This is a genomic window from Bradyrhizobium sp. CB82 (assembly GCF_029714405.1).
Taxonomy (GTDB): Bacteria; Pseudomonadota; Alphaproteobacteria; order Rhizobiales; family Xanthobacteraceae; genus Bradyrhizobium.
This window is the reverse complement of sequence record NZ_CP121650.1, coordinates 5,488,880-5,501,344: the sequence shown is the minus strand read 5'-3', so window position 1 is coordinate 5,501,344 and position 12,465 is coordinate 5,488,880. Positions and strand designations below refer to the sequence as shown.

Sequence of the window (12,465 nt, the reverse complement as noted above, 5' to 3'; positions counted from 1 at the left end):
GATGGGGTTAGCTTGAATCGATTTGGGATTCCCAAATCAGTGTGTTTCTGATTCACCATGCTGGCTGGACTGGAGGCCAGCATGGATGGGCAAGCCTTATTCTCTGGATCTTCGCAAGCGGGTCGTGGCGGCAATTGAGAGCGGGATGTCCCGCAATCAGGCCGCCAAGCAGTTTGGGGTAGCGATCAGCACGGCCATTGGCTGGATGAAGCGGGTCGATGAGACCGGCAGCGTTGAGCCCAGTCAGATGGGCGGCTACAAGCCGAAGGCGATTTCGGGCGAGCATGCGGCCTGGCTGTCGCAGCGGATCAAGGACGGCGATTTCACCATCCGTGGTCTCGTTGCCGAGCTTGCCGGCCGCGGCCTGAAGGTCGACTACCACTCGGTGTGGGACTTCGTACATGCCGAGAAGCTCAGCTTCAAAAAAAAGCGTGGCGGCTGGCGAACGCGATCGTCCCGAGGTCGCGCGGCGGCGAGCCCAGTGGGCAAAGTATCAAGGTCGCGTCGAAGCTGAGCGACTGGTCTTCATCGACGAGACCTGGACCAGGACTGATATGGCCCCCTTGCGGGGATGGGCGCCGCGCGGGCTCAGACTTCACGCCAAGGTTCCTCACGGCCGCTGGAAGACCATGACCTTCCTGGCGGCCCTGCGCCATGACCGGATCGATGCGCCATGGTTCCTCGAGGGGCCGATCGATGGCGTGAGCTTCCGCACCTACGTCGAGAAGATCCTCCTGCCGACCCTTCAGCCCGGCGATATCGTCATCTTGGATAACCTCGGCAGCCACAGGAGCAAGGCAGTTCGCCAGCTCATCCGTTCGGTCGGCGCCAAACTCTTCTTCCTGCCAAAATACTCGCCCGACCTGAACCCGATCGAACAGGTCTTTGCCAAGCTCAAGCACTTGCTCCGCAAAGCTGCCGCGCGAACCGTCGATGCGGTCTGCGCCGCTATCGGCCACGCGCTCGACGGCTTCACCTCCGAGGAATGTGCCAACTACCTCAAAAATTCAGGCTATCGAACTTAATGCCATCACGCTTTAGCGGGACGCCTTCGGGACGCGCGTTGAGTGCAATACGCGGAGCGGCTCAGCGATTCCGGCTCATCGGCTGTCCGGACACCAGATCGATGAAATGGACGCGCGCGCAGGCGGGGCAGGTGAACGCCTCGAAACTCTGCCCCTCCGCGCCCTGCTGCTTTTCCAAGTGAGTTTGCACATTCATGCCCGTCTGGGGGCAACGAAAAACGATCAAATCGGCCATGAGTGAAACATGGCCGTGTGACCTGCCTTGTCCTTGATCTAGATCAGTTTTGGAATTGTTACAGTCTGCCCGCATCATCTCGCATATGCGAAGGGGCCCCGAAGGGCCCCCCGAAATCTCACCAACGGCGCCAGCCGTAATAGCGCGGGCCATAGTAGCGGGGCCCATAATATCTGGGAGCATAATACGGCGCGTAACCGTAGCCATAATAGTAGCTCGGCTGCCGCCAGCAGCGTCCCCAGGCGTCGCAGACCAAGCGAACCTGCTCGGCGCCCGACGAGACCTGCGGGGCAGGTGCCAACGGCATGGCCGACGCGGCCGGCGATGCTGCGATAGCAGCGAACAATGACGCGGCAACGAGGCCAATTCTAAGCTTCATGATGTGTCTTTCCTCTGCTTACCGGAGCCAAGATATCGAACAGGTTCCGATCAAATTGTGACGGTGCCAAAATGTAATGCTGATGAACAGATCCTCAGCCGGGCGGCCACGTCTCAATTCCAACCGGCCCAGGCGCATTGACTCCCGTGCAGCGCCGCTTTGATACTTGATCTTGCGCAATTCGCGCAGGCCCGGGCGCCTCTAATCTGCATCTCGTGGGAATGGCGACGCGCCGGTCCCTCAAGGAGGTGGACCCACCATGCCGGCAATTCCCAACCTGGCGATCTCGCCCGAGAAGGTCTTCTTCATCATCGCGAAGTCGCGCCAGTCCGACAGCGGGGCGGACGGTGGCGGCGTCATCTTGGACAGCGGCGACGACGACATGAGCTACGGCCGCAGCGGCCGGGGAGACGCGACTGACCGCGCGGAGCTGGCCGGCTTCATCCGCGACCTCAATGTCGACGAGCAGATTGATCTGGTGGCGCTGACGTGGCTCGGCCGCGGCGACGGCGACCTTTCGACTTGGCGTGAACTGCAGGCCCAGGCCGCCCAGGCCCACAACGACCGTACCGCCTCCTATCTGATCGCGACGCCAATGCTCGCGGACTATCTGGAGGAGGCAATGACGCAGTTCGGCAAGTTCTTCGAGGAGTTCGAAGGGCATCTCTGACCGACCTGCATAGTTTTTGCGCGGATAGCCATTCGTGGCGCCCGCGCGCAGCACAGTCGAGCAGACCGACTGGCGTGACGAGGCGGAGCGAGCGTTCCTGAAGAGCCTCGCCGGCCGACTCGATAGCGCCGTCACATCGGGCGAGACCACGGCGCTGACAATGGTGGCCTCAACCCGCGCGCTCGGCATGATCCGGGCCGATTACTCGGCCGCAGTACGCAAAGCCTTGCATGGCGAGGTCGGCAAGGACCTCGTCAAGCTGCCGGTCTATGAGATCGAGAAGCAGCTCCTGGCGATGGGCGCACCGCGATAGGTTTGCCGCCGGCAGCGCGTCGGCGTCCCTCAATAGCAGGGATGCCGGCGTCCATCCTGGCCGACATAGGCGGCCGAGCTCTGGTAACACTGGTTGGTCGACGGTCCGTCGTAGTAGGCGAACCTGCCGGGTGCGACCCCCGGCCCGTAATTGTGGATGTAGCTGATCGGGTAGGGCAGCGGATTGGCGTAGTGGCGGTGGTACCGGTGATGGACCCGCGCCTCGGACAGGCTCGGGGCGAGCGTCACCACTGACAGGGCGGCGACCGCCGCAAGGCACTTCAACTTGCTCATCTTGATTCTCCGGAACCCGACCTAACGGACAAAGATCTTATAGCAATTTGCGACCCGTAGGGCACCCGGTTTGCAGCCATAAACCTGGTGAAATTCCACCGATTCACGCGTTGGTGCCGCCGGGATCGCCCGGCCGGCCCAAAGGCCTGCCCATTTTTGGCCTTTTCCGGATGCTTAACGAATTCCCAACACAGTTTGGCCAAGAGTTCGTTCGCATCCGGTGGCCGGCCCCTTAGGGGGCTCTTTGAGGTCGGCTCACTTCAAACAAGGCTTCAGCCGTTACTCTGCAATGCGCATCACGCCCATCAGCCTGCTGTTGCTGTCCTGCGTCGCCGCGGCGCCTGCGCGTGCGGATTTGCACATCACGCGCGATCACGGCGGTTATGTCGAGGAATACAAGGCCAAGTACAAGCGCATCCGCGACCGGGGCGAGCGGGTCATCATCGACGGCATCTGCAATTCGGCCTGCACTCTGGTCCTCGGCATCGTGCCCATGAACAAGATCTGCGTGACGCCGCGCGCCAGCCTCGGTTTCCATCAGGCCTATTACGACAAGGCGTTCACCTTCGGCATCAAGGTGACCAGCGCCGAGGGCACGTCCGACCTGATGTCCTACTACCCGGGCACGGTGAAGGACTGGATCCAGCGCAATGGTGGGCTCACCACCGAGATGAAGAAGATCAAGAACGGCGTCGATCTCTGGAAGATCGTCGACCCCTGTCCCGACGAGTGGTGAGCGGACGCGCCGCCTGACGTCGCTCCCGACGCGGCTTGCGTGTCCCTCGCGCAGCGCAGCATCAGCCCCGCCCAAATTCGCATTGCCGCGTTGCCCGCGGTCGGGCAATGACAGCGGCAATGAATCATAATCAAGAAAATTGGGCCGCACGCGCGGCGCCGGTCCTCTTCGTCGTGCTGTGGAGTACCGGGTTCATCGCCACCAGATCCGTCGTCAACAACGCCGATCCCTTGACCTACCTCGCCATCCGCATGGCGATCGTGGTCGGGTTGATGGCGATCATCGTAGCAATCGCACGTCCCAAATGGCCGGATAGGGCCGGCATCGTCCACAGCGCGGTCGCGGGCATTCTCGTCCACGGCTTCTATCTCGGCGGCACCGCGATTGCGATCGCGCATTCGATTCCCGCCGGTCTCTCCGCGCTGATCCCGGGCCTCCAGCCGATCCTGACCTCGACCATTGCCAATCGTTGGCTCGGCGAGCGGGTGACGCCGCTGCAGTGGGGCGGGCTCTTGCTCGGTCTCGGTGGCATGGTGCTGATCCTGCACAATCGTCCGATGACGGGGGAGGCGGGCCTCGGATGGCTCGCCTCGGTGGTCTCGCTGATCAGCATCACGCTCGGCACGCTCTACCAGCGCCGCTACTGCAACCACCTCGACTGGCGCGCCGGCAATCTCGTGCAATATGTCGCCGTGACGCTGTTCTTTGCGATCGGCGCCTTCGCCTTCGAGGACCGCGTGGTGCATTGGACGCGAGAGTTCATACTGGGGCTGGCCTGGCTCGCGGTGGTGCTCTCGATCGGATCGATTGGCCTGTTGTACTGGCTGATCCGGCATTCGGCCGCGACCGCGGTTGCGAGCCTGTTTTATCTGGTGCCGGCGGTCACGGCGCTGATGGCCTATCTGCTGTTCGACGAAAGGCTCGATGGGGTGGCAGTTGCCGGCATGGCGATCTGCGCGGCGGCGGTATTCCTGGTCAACAGGCGGTTCTAACCGCGCGGCCGGACTTCGACGCGGCGGGCGAGAAGGGCGTGCGGAGCCGCCGGACGCTGGGCATCCGGAGGCCTGGTCTTTAGGTCCACGATCAGCGCTTGGCTTTTTTCTTTTTCTTGGCGGCTTTCTTCATGGCCTTCTTGGGAGCCTTCTTCGCGGCTTTCTTCTTGGAGGCCTTCTTCTTGGGAGCCTTCTTGGCCTTCTTCGCTGTCTTCTTCTTCGGCGCTACTTTCTTTGCGACCTTCTTGGCGGCTTTCCGGGCCTTCTTCGGCGCGGGCTTTGCAGCCTCTTTTGGCGGTTCGGCGACGGGCATCGCTTCGATCGCTGACTCAATGACGGGTGTGTCGTCGTTCATGTCGTCCCCCAAGGTTTTGAACAGCGCGATGACGATAGCGGGATTCGACACCCTGTCAAAGCAACGCTCAACCTCTGCGGATCGTCGCATAAGCTGCGAGCGCGCGCTCGCGCCCCTTGGTATGATCGACGAACGGACGCGGATAGCTGCGGCCGAGTTCGACGCCTTCGCTCGCAAGCTCTATCGGTGTCGCCCGCCATGGCTGGCGTATCAGCTTCACCGGCAGATCCTTCAGTTCCGGCGCCCAGCGCCGCACATAGGTGCCATCAGGATCGAACTTCTCGCCCTGGAGCACGGGGTTGAAGACTGGGAAATAGGGCGCGGCATCGGCGCCGCAGCCGGCGACCCACGAAGCGCAGATGCGGTGACAGCCCTCGGGTGCCCGGCAGGTCGGGCCGGCTCGCTTGCATAGTTGCGCGCGGTGGTCTTGAGGAAATCGCGCAGCCTGGCGCGGGCCTGGGTCTCGCCGCGACCTTCGACCTGACGGTGCTTGCGCCGCTGAGGCATTGGAGCTGGCCGGTCGCGCTGGTCGACATCGGCTGGGGTGCAGTGGTGACCGCGGTCTCATCGACCGCGGGTCTGTTGGTGGCGGAGCGTGCGAACAGGTAAGCCGTTAGTTCGGCTGCGGCACGATCCGGATGTAAGGCTTCGGCTCCTTCCAGCCCTGCGGCCAGATCGTCTTGGCTTCGTCGTTGGACACCGAACCGGCGATGATCACGTCCTCACCCTGCTTCCAGTCGGCCGGCGTGGCGACGCGGTGCTTCGCCGTCATCTGCAGCGAGTCGATGGAGCGCAGAATTTCCTGGAAGTTGCGACCGGTGGTCATCGGATAGACCATCACCAGCTTGATCTTCTTGTCCGGGCCGATGACGAAGACGTTGCGAACGGTCTGGTTGTCGGCCGGCGTCCGGGTGAGGGGATCGCCCGAGGTCGAGGCCGGCAGCATCTCGTAGAGTTTCGAGACGTTGAAGTCGGTGTCGCCGATCATCGGATAGTTCGGCGCTGCGCCTTGCGTCTCCTTGATGTCCTCCGACCACTTGGCGTGGCGATCCACCGGATCGACGGAGAGGCCCATCAGCTTGACGCCGCGCTTGTCGAACTCGGGCTTCAGCTTGGCGAGCGCCCCGAGCTCGGTGGTGCAGACCGGGGTAAAATCCTTGGGATGCGAGAACAGGAGGGCCCAGCTATTGCCGATCCAGTCGTGGAATCTAATTTTCCCCTCGGTGGTTTCGGCTTCGAAGTCGGGCGCAGTGGTGCCGATCGGAAGTGGCATGGTTCTACCTCATCTCATTGAAGTTGCTAGTAAATTCGTTTTGGAGGTGACCCCTCCAATATAGAACGGACAACGCCTCAAGTGAACCCGTTCAAGTAAAATGTGAAATCATTCTCTCAAGGCGCCGATCTTCTACCACCTTCTTGCCGCCGCTGCGGCGAAATATCCGCTGCGGGAAGGGAGTGGATTGCCGCGATATTGCCTTTTATGACCCTCAACACGCTCGCCCGACTTTTGATGGAACCAAATTAGTCCTGACAGCGACCAATCAGCAACCATCTAGAAAAGTCGCGACCCCCGTATCGAATCGTTAACCACTCGTTTAGGCCCGCATGAAAATGCTGGTCGATCAGAAGAAATCTGGAAGTGAACTATGTCTGCCGCTGCCAAGTCCGTTGAGTCCCCGTCCCTCGAACCGTCCTGCCGCGATACCGCGGCTCATGCGCTCACCATCGTGCGCGACGGCGTGATCACCGGCGAGGGTCCCACCACCAAGGGCCGGGTGCATTTCTCCCGCTCGCTCGATGCCGATGACGCCGCCTGGTGTGCGCGCATCCTGACCGCCGTCGCCGTCAACGACCAGCCCGTCAGCCGCGCCGAAGCCGAGGCGCTGTTTGAGATCAACGAGGCCGCGACCGAACGCACCGATGCTGGCCAGTTCGACGACCTCCTGGCGAAAGCCGTCGCGCATCACGCCGCGAGCGCCTCCGGCCTGCCGGTGCCGCCGCGCAGCATCGCGCTGTCGCCCGAGACCGATATCGAGAGCTGGGCGCCGGCCTATGCCTCGAAGGTCAAGACCGAGATGCTGGAATGGATTGCTGGCCAGATGCGCGGCAAGCGCCACGGCAACCGTCGCCTGATGGCGATGGTGGCAACCTTCCTGGGGGCCACCGCGCTGCCGCTGGCGGGCCAATTGCCGAACGTGTTCGACATTGGCATGTGACCTGGGCTTGGGCATGTGATTTCGCGCACGTCTTCACGATGCGCTCGTGAGCGGCGGGGTTATTTCCCCGCCGTTTTTTGTTTGTCGCTGTCCGTTTCGAGCCCAAGCGTGCGGCCCGGGAAGCCGGCCGTGTCGAAATAACGCTGGCTGCCGACGCGCTGGAAGTTCAGGACGGTGCGCAGGCCGTTCTCGGCAGGCTTCGACCTGATCGAGCCGGTATAGGCCATCGGTGTCTCGCCGTTCGGCATCGCCTCCGTCATCACGCGTCCGACCAGGGTGCCCTTGGGCTTGGTCGTGAAACCCATCAACCTGGCTGCGGTGGCGCCGACGTCGGCGTTGCTGACGGGGAGGGCGTCGGCATAGCCCGCTTTGAAGTCCGGCCCGATCGCCGCCATGAAGTTCATGGTGTCGCCGCGGCTGAAGCTGCCATGCATGCCCTGGCCCTGGCGCAGCACGGTGTCGGCGACTTGCACCGAGCAGTTGGTCGGCGCCTCGCCGCAATTGCTGGCATAGGAGCGGAAGTTGACGACGATGGAAGGCGTCGGCGTCGCGGCTTTGCCCTTCAGGCTCAGCCGTGACATCGGCAGCGTGCCAGGGAAATTGCCGAGGTTGTCGTCGACGAAGATGCCACTGACATAATCCTGATCGAGCAGCGCGCCGATCACGCGCCTGGCGAGCTTGCGATCGCTGTTCGGCAGATACAGAAGATCCGATCCGCCGTTGGTCGCAACCACGACCTCGGGCTTGGTGGGATCTTTGCCGAGCACGCCATTGCCGGCCTTCGGATGCTTGTTGCCGTCGACCTTCGCGTTCTTGTCGTTCGGATCGAACAGCGGCAGGTCGAGCGCCTTGGCGAGGTCGAGTGCCAGGAAGCCCATCGGCAGGAAGTCCTTGGGCGTATCGTCGTAGCTGACCTTGGCCGAGGGACTGGTCTTGCTTTCCTTCGAGATCGTGGAGAAGCCGTGGTCGGCGGATACGATGATGTTGGTGCTTGCCGCCAGGCCGAGTTCGTCCAGCGCCTTGCGCAACTGGGCGAGGTTGTTGTCGGCGTTCTTGATGCCCGCCATCGAGGTCGGCCCGTTGATGCCCGGCATGATCTGGTTCAGGCTGTCGCCGGTATTATGCTGGCTGCCGTCGGGATCGCGTGACCAGAACACCAGGACGAACGGCTTGTTGCGCGCCTTGAACATCGGCAGCACCACCTTGGTGGCGACGTCGGCGAGATAGGCCTGTTGCGCAGTGTTGGGTACCGTAGTGCCCGGTGTCTTGGCATCGCCCGCCTTGGCGTTGTCACCGCGCGAGGGGGTAGCGAGCGGCAGACCGGCCTTGGTCAGCGCCGCCTTCATCTCCTCCGACAGCGGCACGCCGCCCTTGCCGCCCGTGGAGTCGTCGAGCACGATCGAGTGAAGGCCGGCTCCGTCGGGATGATCGGTATGGTCGAACTGGAAGGTTGGCCCGAGCTTGCCCAGCGCCGCCGTGCTGAAGCCCTTGTCGCGCGCCATCTTCAAGATGGTCTCTTCATTGAGGTAGTTGCCGGCGAAATGCTCATCGATGTCGCCGAGCACGGCGTCGTTTTCGATGAAGGGGACCACGGTGTCGCCGGCAGGAGCTGAGGTGTAGCCGGTCCAGATCGTGTTGGAGAACACGCCGGTGTCGCCGAGATAGTGTCCGGTCGACATAGCCGAGCCGTTTGCCATGGTGAAGGTCGGGAACAGCGAGTGCGAGTTCTTGAAATTGACGCCCTTGTCGCGGATTTCGGCCATCGCGGGCGCGGTCTCGGGGCTGACTTTGAGTGCGCGCAGGCCGTCCGGGATGAACAGGATCAGGTTACGGGGCGTGTTGTTCTGCGCGGACGCAAGTCCGGTGGACAGCATGGTCAGTCCGGCGGACAGCAACAGCAGTGAACGGCGCATCAAATCTCTCCCAGCGGTGAAGCGGCTTGCCGGCAGATAGCGGCCGCCGCTTTCGTTTAGTTTTTCTGCATGACGGTTTTGTTACAAGGGGGGTGTTTGTGCAAGGATGATGGGGAGGGCCGCTCGGTGTCGTCCTCTGCTTTCGCCGAGACAGCGTTGGGCGAGTTACCCGTGCTGTCTCAACGCTGTCGTTGCAAGAAGCTCTTCCGACGAAGGAATCCAGAATCCCACCGCGGCGATAGTCTGGATTGCTTAAGGGCGGGTCGGCCCTCGGCCGGTGCTCAACTCGCCATGACGGAGCAAGGTGCAGAGACATCATTCTCCAACCGACTCCGGGTGAGGCGAGGCGAAGATATGATAATTCCGAATTTCGCTGATCGATCGAAGCGGCGCGAATTGCCGCGACTTGCCTGCGCCGGGCGCCAGCGCTGCCCGGCCGGCCAACTGATCGGCGCAGCCACTCGATTACTGCGATACCATGCTGCCGCGGTCTTTCCGGGCAACCCGCGTTCCGTCTTCATCGGGCTAATCGCGCGAGTTCCGCCAGCCGTCATGTACGATATCCCCACTTTGCACTACGTCACCTCCCCGACATACGAGAGTTTGTATTGACATTCGGGAAAAAAATCCCGGCGAGAGTCGCAAATCGAACGGACGGCCTTATCGTCGTTAGGCATAGTTGCCGTGCGGGCTGGATGAAGCTCATCAAGATGGCTGATCGATACGGAAGCGAGAGCAAGCCTCGTATCCGTGGACTCATGGCGCAATGCATGCGTCGTGGGACATGACTTTGCTTGACTAGAGGGTAGAGCGCAGTGAGTGAAAGTGAAACGAAAGCCGAAGTGAAAGAAACGAATGGTTTCGGAATGTCCCCGTTCGGATTGCCGAAGGTCGCGTGGCAGACCATGTTCGAGGAGCTTGCCGAGCAGCGGGCCGCTCGCACGCAGGAAGGTTGCGAGAAAATCAAGACCGCTTCGCAGGATCTGGCGGAGGCGCTTCGCGAGACCTATTCGAACAGCGCCAGGACTGCGACCGACTACGGGCTGAAGGTCATCGAAATCTCGAATGCGAATGCCAGTTCTGCAATCGATTTCTTTGCTCGTATCGCGAGCAGCAAATCGATGACCGACGTCTTCGCCACGTCGGCGGCGGAAGCGCGCAGGGTCTTTGATGCCGCCTCGGCGCAGAACACGCAATTGTGGGAGCTTACGCAGAGGCTTGCAACGCAATCGGGCGAGCCAATCAGACAGCACGTCGCCAAGGTTTTCCAAAAGGCCAGTTGAACGTCCGCGGCTCGCAGAGGAGGGCAATCCGGCCGGTTGGAACAAGCCCCGCCATTCGCATGGCCCCACACCATGCCCGATCAGACAAATGGCCAGGTGCGCGATGCCCCCCCCAATGCAGCGCACCGAGAGAAGAGGCGCAATCCAACCGGCCGGTTTCCTGCTCCACCAATAAAGTCGATTTCCGAGGAGGAGGAAGAGATGGGTATGCTCATGGTCAAATGCCCGCAAACCGGACGCGCGATTCCGACCGGCATCGCGGCGGATCGCGAGCGCTTCCGGTGCAGCGCGGTGTTTTTCGGACGTACGCGCTGTCCGATCTGCCACGTCGATCACGCCTGGTTCGCACAGGAAGCTTGGGTTGACGAGCCGACTCTCCGTGTGCGGCGTCGCGACACGGGTGCTTGGGCCTGATCATCGCTCGCTGTCATCGATGATTGTGATAGGGGCCTACCATGGCGAACAGGAACGTTTCCGGTGAAGTGTCCGCACTGCTGCTGCAAGCAAAGGATTTTCTCGAAGAAGCGCGACGGCTGAAGCCGGGCCCGGCGCGCAATGAATTGCGAGAGGTGGCCAAGGTCCTGCACGAGCTTGGCAAGCTGGAGACGCAATCCAAATTTGCGCCGGATCAGACACGAGATAGCCGACGCTGAAATCAAAATCGAGGTACAGACGCGCCGCGCGGCAACACTCAAACAGCCTTGTCGGTGTCCGTTGCATTGACCGGTATGGCCCAAACGCGAGACCGGGGCGCGCTCGTCGAGAAGATCTCCGCAATCTGGCGGCGCATGCTGGCGTGGCATTCGCATGCGGCCGCGGCGAGTCGCGGCCGATCAACCTCGATTTTGCCCCGTCGATCGGATCGGATGGCCCCAGACTCGCGCAGATTGCGCATCAGGAGCGTGACCGTGGTTCGTCGCACACCGAGCATCTGCGACAGTGCCTCCTGAGTGAGCGGGAGGACGTCGCTATCGCTGCAGTCGCGCAATTGTAGCAGCCAGCGGGCCATCCGGGCGCCCACCGGATGCAGCGCATTGCAGGCCACGCCAAGTTGAAACTGCGTCAGCAACGACGTGATGTGAACCTGGACCGCCTGCCGGATTGCGGGACTCCGGCTAAAGGCCGCATGAAATCGCGCTGCCGGAATCCGCGAGGCGGTTCCCGCCATACGAACGCTGGCGGTTATGACCGAAAGCGACGGTCCGAACACGGAGAGTATGCCGATTGCGCCTTCGCGCCCGATGGCCGCGGTCGCAACCGTCTGTCCGTTTGCCATCTCGATCATGAGCGAGATCGCGCCGCTATGAGGGAAGAAGACATGCTCCATCCGCTCGCCCGCTTGCGAGAGGACTACATCCTGGTTGAGCGCAACCTTCTCGAGCTCGGGCGCGAGCAGATCGAAGTCAGCTTGCGGCAATATTCCCAGAAGGCGGTTGCCCATTCCCCTAGGGCTTGTCACTGCAAGTGACTCGCCGGAAGGCGCCCGCCACACCTGCGAACGGTTTCGAACGGCCACTCTAGCACATGTTCGGATCTTCTCTCTCGACGGATGTCGGCTTCCAACTCACATGCAAACGCCTTCATCACAACAAAACCAGAGGCTCAACTGTGTTCTCACGAGTCTGATTTTCTGCTCGGAGCACTTTCGTAATCAACCTGCAATTACGTTGAAGCAGATAAGTCGTCTGAAACAAATTGCAAAACGGGAATGGGTATCACCATACGGAGCGCGTACTCCGCGAGTCCAATTTCCGCATGTTGAAAATAACGGCACCATCTGAAATTTGGAGGATGCGAGGGGGTTGTTCCTGCTGGTTCCGCGGGAGGGAACTCGCGGGAGCCGAGACCCGACGCGCAGAGTCGCAGCCGTTCCAAAACTTGTGCGAGTCATGTCGGGGCCGCTTTAAGCCTGCATCCCAAATCTGCTCCATCTACACAACTCGGGATTTACGCACCGTCGTTCTCGCGATAGCGCAGCGCATCGACCAGCAGCGCGAAGGCCGGTGAGAGTTGGCGGCGGCTCGGATCGCCGTCCGGGACGGTCGCGATGCTGCC

General features: G+C 61.8%; 17 protein-coding genes and 1 pseudogene. 10 read left to right on the top strand and 8 right to left on the bottom strand.

The window, feature by feature from the left end; translation table 11 throughout:
- Positions 1–85 precede the first annotated feature (85 nt).
- Positions 86–1,025 (top strand): IS630 family transposase gene (locus tag QA640_RS26890; protein WP_283035913.1). Its coding sequence is split into 2 segments (ribosomal slippage): positions 86–432 and positions 431–1,025, totalling 942 coding nucleotides; the frame shifts between segments, so codons are not numbered across the junction.
- Positions 1,026–1,086: 61 nt separating this feature from the next.
- Here QA640_RS26890 and QA640_RS26885 read toward each other — a convergent pair.
- Positions 1,087–1,260, bottom strand: a complete 174-nt coding sequence (locus QA640_RS26885; protein ID WP_283035912.1) for a hypothetical protein — start codon at positions 1,258–1,260, stop codon at positions 1,087–1,089.
- A gap of 118 nt (positions 1,261–1,378) precedes the next feature.
- Positions 1,379–1,639 (bottom strand): hypothetical protein, encoded by a 261-nt coding sequence (locus QA640_RS26880; RefSeq protein ID WP_283035911.1) that lies wholly within the window; start codon positions 1,637–1,639, stop codon positions 1,379–1,381.
- Positions 1,640–1,898: 259 nt separating this feature from the next.
- Here QA640_RS26880 and QA640_RS26875 point away from each other — a divergent pair, with 259 nt between their 5' ends.
- Complete coding sequence (locus QA640_RS26875; protein ID WP_283035910.1) at positions 1,899–2,309, top strand: DUF3775 domain-containing protein; 411 nt, start codon at positions 1,899–1,901, stop codon at positions 2,307–2,309.
- A 43-nt stretch (positions 2,310–2,352) separates the two neighbouring features.
- Positions 2,353–2,622 (top strand): annotated as a pseudogene (locus QA640_RS26870) (host attachment protein); the annotation flags it as partial.
- A 29-nt stretch (positions 2,623–2,651) separates the two neighbouring features.
- On the opposite strand, the gene QA640_RS26865 reads toward QA640_RS26870, so the two are convergent.
- Positions 2,652–2,915 carry a hypothetical protein gene (locus QA640_RS26865; RefSeq protein ID WP_283035909.1) on the bottom strand — a complete coding sequence of 88 codons (264 nt, stop codon included), beginning with the start codon at positions 2,913–2,915 and terminating at the stop codon, positions 2,652–2,654.
- A 289-nt stretch (positions 2,916–3,204) separates the two neighbouring features.
- Here QA640_RS26865 and QA640_RS26860 point away from each other — a divergent pair, with 289 nt between their 5' ends.
- Together QA640_RS26860 and QA640_RS26855 are read left to right on the top strand one after the other, a co-directional pair.
- Positions 3,205–3,651, top strand: a complete 447-nt coding sequence (locus tag QA640_RS26860; RefSeq protein ID WP_283035908.1) for a hypothetical protein — start codon at positions 3,205–3,207, stop codon at positions 3,649–3,651.
- Between the two features lie 119 nt (positions 3,652–3,770).
- The gene (locus QA640_RS26855) at positions 3,771–4,643 is read left to right on the top strand and encodes a DMT family transporter (protein WP_283035907.1); all 873 of its coding nucleotides are present in this window, start codon (positions 3,771–3,773) and stop codon (positions 4,641–4,643) included.
- 91 nt (positions 4,644–4,734) lie between these two features.
- Here QA640_RS26855 and QA640_RS26850 read toward each other — a convergent pair whose 3' ends face one another.
- A complete protein-coding gene (locus QA640_RS26850; protein ID WP_283035906.1) occupies positions 4,735–4,998 on the bottom strand; it encodes a hypothetical protein in 264 nt (87 codons plus the stop codon).
- Positions 4,999–5,065: 67 nt separating this feature from the next.
- Positions 5,066–5,359: an FAD-binding domain-containing protein gene (locus tag QA640_RS26845; RefSeq protein WP_283042904.1), complete on the bottom strand. Its 294-nt coding sequence runs from the start codon at positions 5,357–5,359 to the stop codon at positions 5,066–5,068.
- A 17-nt stretch (positions 5,360–5,376) separates the two neighbouring features.
- Between QA640_RS26845 and QA640_RS26840 the strand changes: the two genes are divergently transcribed.
- Positions 5,377–5,607 carry a DUF2177 family protein gene (locus QA640_RS26840; protein ID WP_283035905.1) on the top strand — a complete coding sequence of 77 codons (231 nt, stop codon included), beginning with the start codon at positions 5,377–5,379 and terminating at the stop codon, positions 5,605–5,607.
- A gap of 4 nt (positions 5,608–5,611) precedes the next feature.
- Here the strand turns inward: QA640_RS26840 and QA640_RS26835 are convergent, their stop codons facing one another.
- On the bottom strand, positions 5,612–6,271 hold the full coding sequence (locus QA640_RS26835) for a peroxiredoxin (RefSeq protein ID WP_283035904.1): 660 nt from the start codon (positions 6,269–6,271) through the stop codon (positions 5,612–5,614).
- Positions 6,272–6,644: 373 nt separating this feature from the next.
- On the opposite strand from QA640_RS26835, the gene QA640_RS26830 reads away from it, so the two are divergent.
- Entirely contained in the window at positions 6,645–7,214 is a 570-nt protein-coding gene (locus QA640_RS26830; RefSeq protein ID WP_283035903.1) for a hypothetical protein, read from the top strand.
- Positions 7,215–7,273: 59 nt separating this feature from the next.
- On the opposite strand, the gene QA640_RS26825 is transcribed toward QA640_RS26830, so the two are convergent.
- Positions 7,274–9,127: a nucleotide pyrophosphatase/phosphodiesterase family protein gene (locus QA640_RS26825; RefSeq protein WP_283035902.1), complete on the bottom strand. Its 1,854-nt coding sequence runs from the start codon at positions 9,125–9,127 to the stop codon at positions 7,274–7,276.
- Positions 9,128–9,993: 866 nt separating this feature from the next.
- Here QA640_RS26825 and QA640_RS26820 point away from each other — a divergent pair.
- The 3 genes from QA640_RS26820 (at position 9,994) to QA640_RS26810 (ending at position 11,063) form a co-directional block, all read left to right on the top strand.
- On the top strand, positions 9,994–10,410 hold the full coding sequence (locus QA640_RS26820) for a phasin family protein (protein ID WP_283035901.1): 417 nt from the start codon (positions 9,994–9,996) through the stop codon (positions 10,408–10,410).
- A 201-nt stretch (positions 10,411–10,611) separates the two neighbouring features.
- Positions 10,612–10,824, top strand: coding sequence for a hypothetical protein (locus QA640_RS26815; protein ID WP_283035900.1), 213 nt, complete (start codon positions 10,612–10,614; stop codon positions 10,822–10,824).
- A gap of 41 nt (positions 10,825–10,865) precedes the next feature.
- Positions 10,866–11,063 carry a hypothetical protein gene (locus tag QA640_RS26810; RefSeq protein ID WP_283035899.1) on the top strand — a complete coding sequence of 66 codons (198 nt, stop codon included), beginning with the start codon at positions 10,866–10,868 and terminating at the stop codon, positions 11,061–11,063.
- A gap of 38 nt (positions 11,064–11,101) precedes the next feature.
- Here QA640_RS26810 and QA640_RS26805 read toward each other — a convergent pair whose 3' ends face one another.
- Positions 11,102–11,926, bottom strand: coding sequence for a Crp/Fnr family transcriptional regulator (locus tag QA640_RS26805; RefSeq protein WP_349253640.1), 825 nt, complete (start codon positions 11,924–11,926; stop codon positions 11,102–11,104).
- Positions 11,927–12,465 lie beyond the last annotated feature (539 nt).

What these genes read in the sequence shown, in the direction of transcription:
- QA640_RS26885 (WP_283035912.1), bottom strand. Translation starts at nt 1,260, where the DNA reads ATGGCCGATTTGATCGTTTTTCGTTGCCCCCAGACGGGCATGAATGTG.
- QA640_RS26880 (WP_283035911.1), bottom strand. Translation starts at nt 1,639, where the DNA reads ATGAAGCTTAGAATTGGCCTCGTTGCCGCGTCATTGTTCGCTGCTATC.
- QA640_RS26875 (WP_283035910.1), top strand. Translation starts at nt 1,899, where the DNA reads ATGCCGGCAATTCCCAACCTGGCGATCTCGCCCGAGAAGGTCTTCTTC.
- QA640_RS26865 (WP_283035909.1), bottom strand. Translation starts at nt 2,915, where the DNA reads ATGAGCAAGTTGAAGTGCCTTGCGGCGGTCGCCGCCCTGTCAGTGGTG.
- QA640_RS26860 (WP_283035908.1), top strand. Translation starts at nt 3,205, where the DNA reads ATGCGCATCACGCCCATCAGCCTGCTGTTGCTGTCCTGCGTCGCCGCG.
- QA640_RS26855 (WP_283035907.1), top strand. Translation starts at nt 3,771, where the DNA reads ATGAATCATAATCAAGAAAATTGGGCCGCACGCGCGGCGCCGGTCCTC.
- QA640_RS26850 (WP_283035906.1), bottom strand. Translation starts at nt 4,998, where the DNA reads ATGAACGACGACACACCCGTCATTGAGTCAGCGATCGAAGCGATGCCC.
- QA640_RS26835 (WP_283035904.1), bottom strand. Translation starts at nt 6,271, where the DNA reads ATGCCACTTCCGATCGGCACCACTGCGCCCGACTTCGAAGCCGAAACC.
- QA640_RS26830 (WP_283035903.1), top strand. Translation starts at nt 6,645, where the DNA reads ATGTCTGCCGCTGCCAAGTCCGTTGAGTCCCCGTCCCTCGAACCGTCC.
- QA640_RS26825 (WP_283035902.1), bottom strand. Translation starts at nt 9,127, where the DNA reads ATGCGCCGTTCACTGCTGTTGCTGTCCGCCGGACTGACCATGCTGTCC.
- QA640_RS26820 (WP_283035901.1), top strand. Translation starts at nt 9,994, where the DNA reads ATGTCCCCGTTCGGATTGCCGAAGGTCGCGTGGCAGACCATGTTCGAG.
- QA640_RS26815 (WP_283035900.1), top strand. Translation starts at nt 10,612, where the DNA reads ATGGGTATGCTCATGGTCAAATGCCCGCAAACCGGACGCGCGATTCCG.
- QA640_RS26810 (WP_283035899.1), top strand. Translation starts at nt 10,866, where the DNA reads ATGGCGAACAGGAACGTTTCCGGTGAAGTGTCCGCACTGCTGCTGCAA.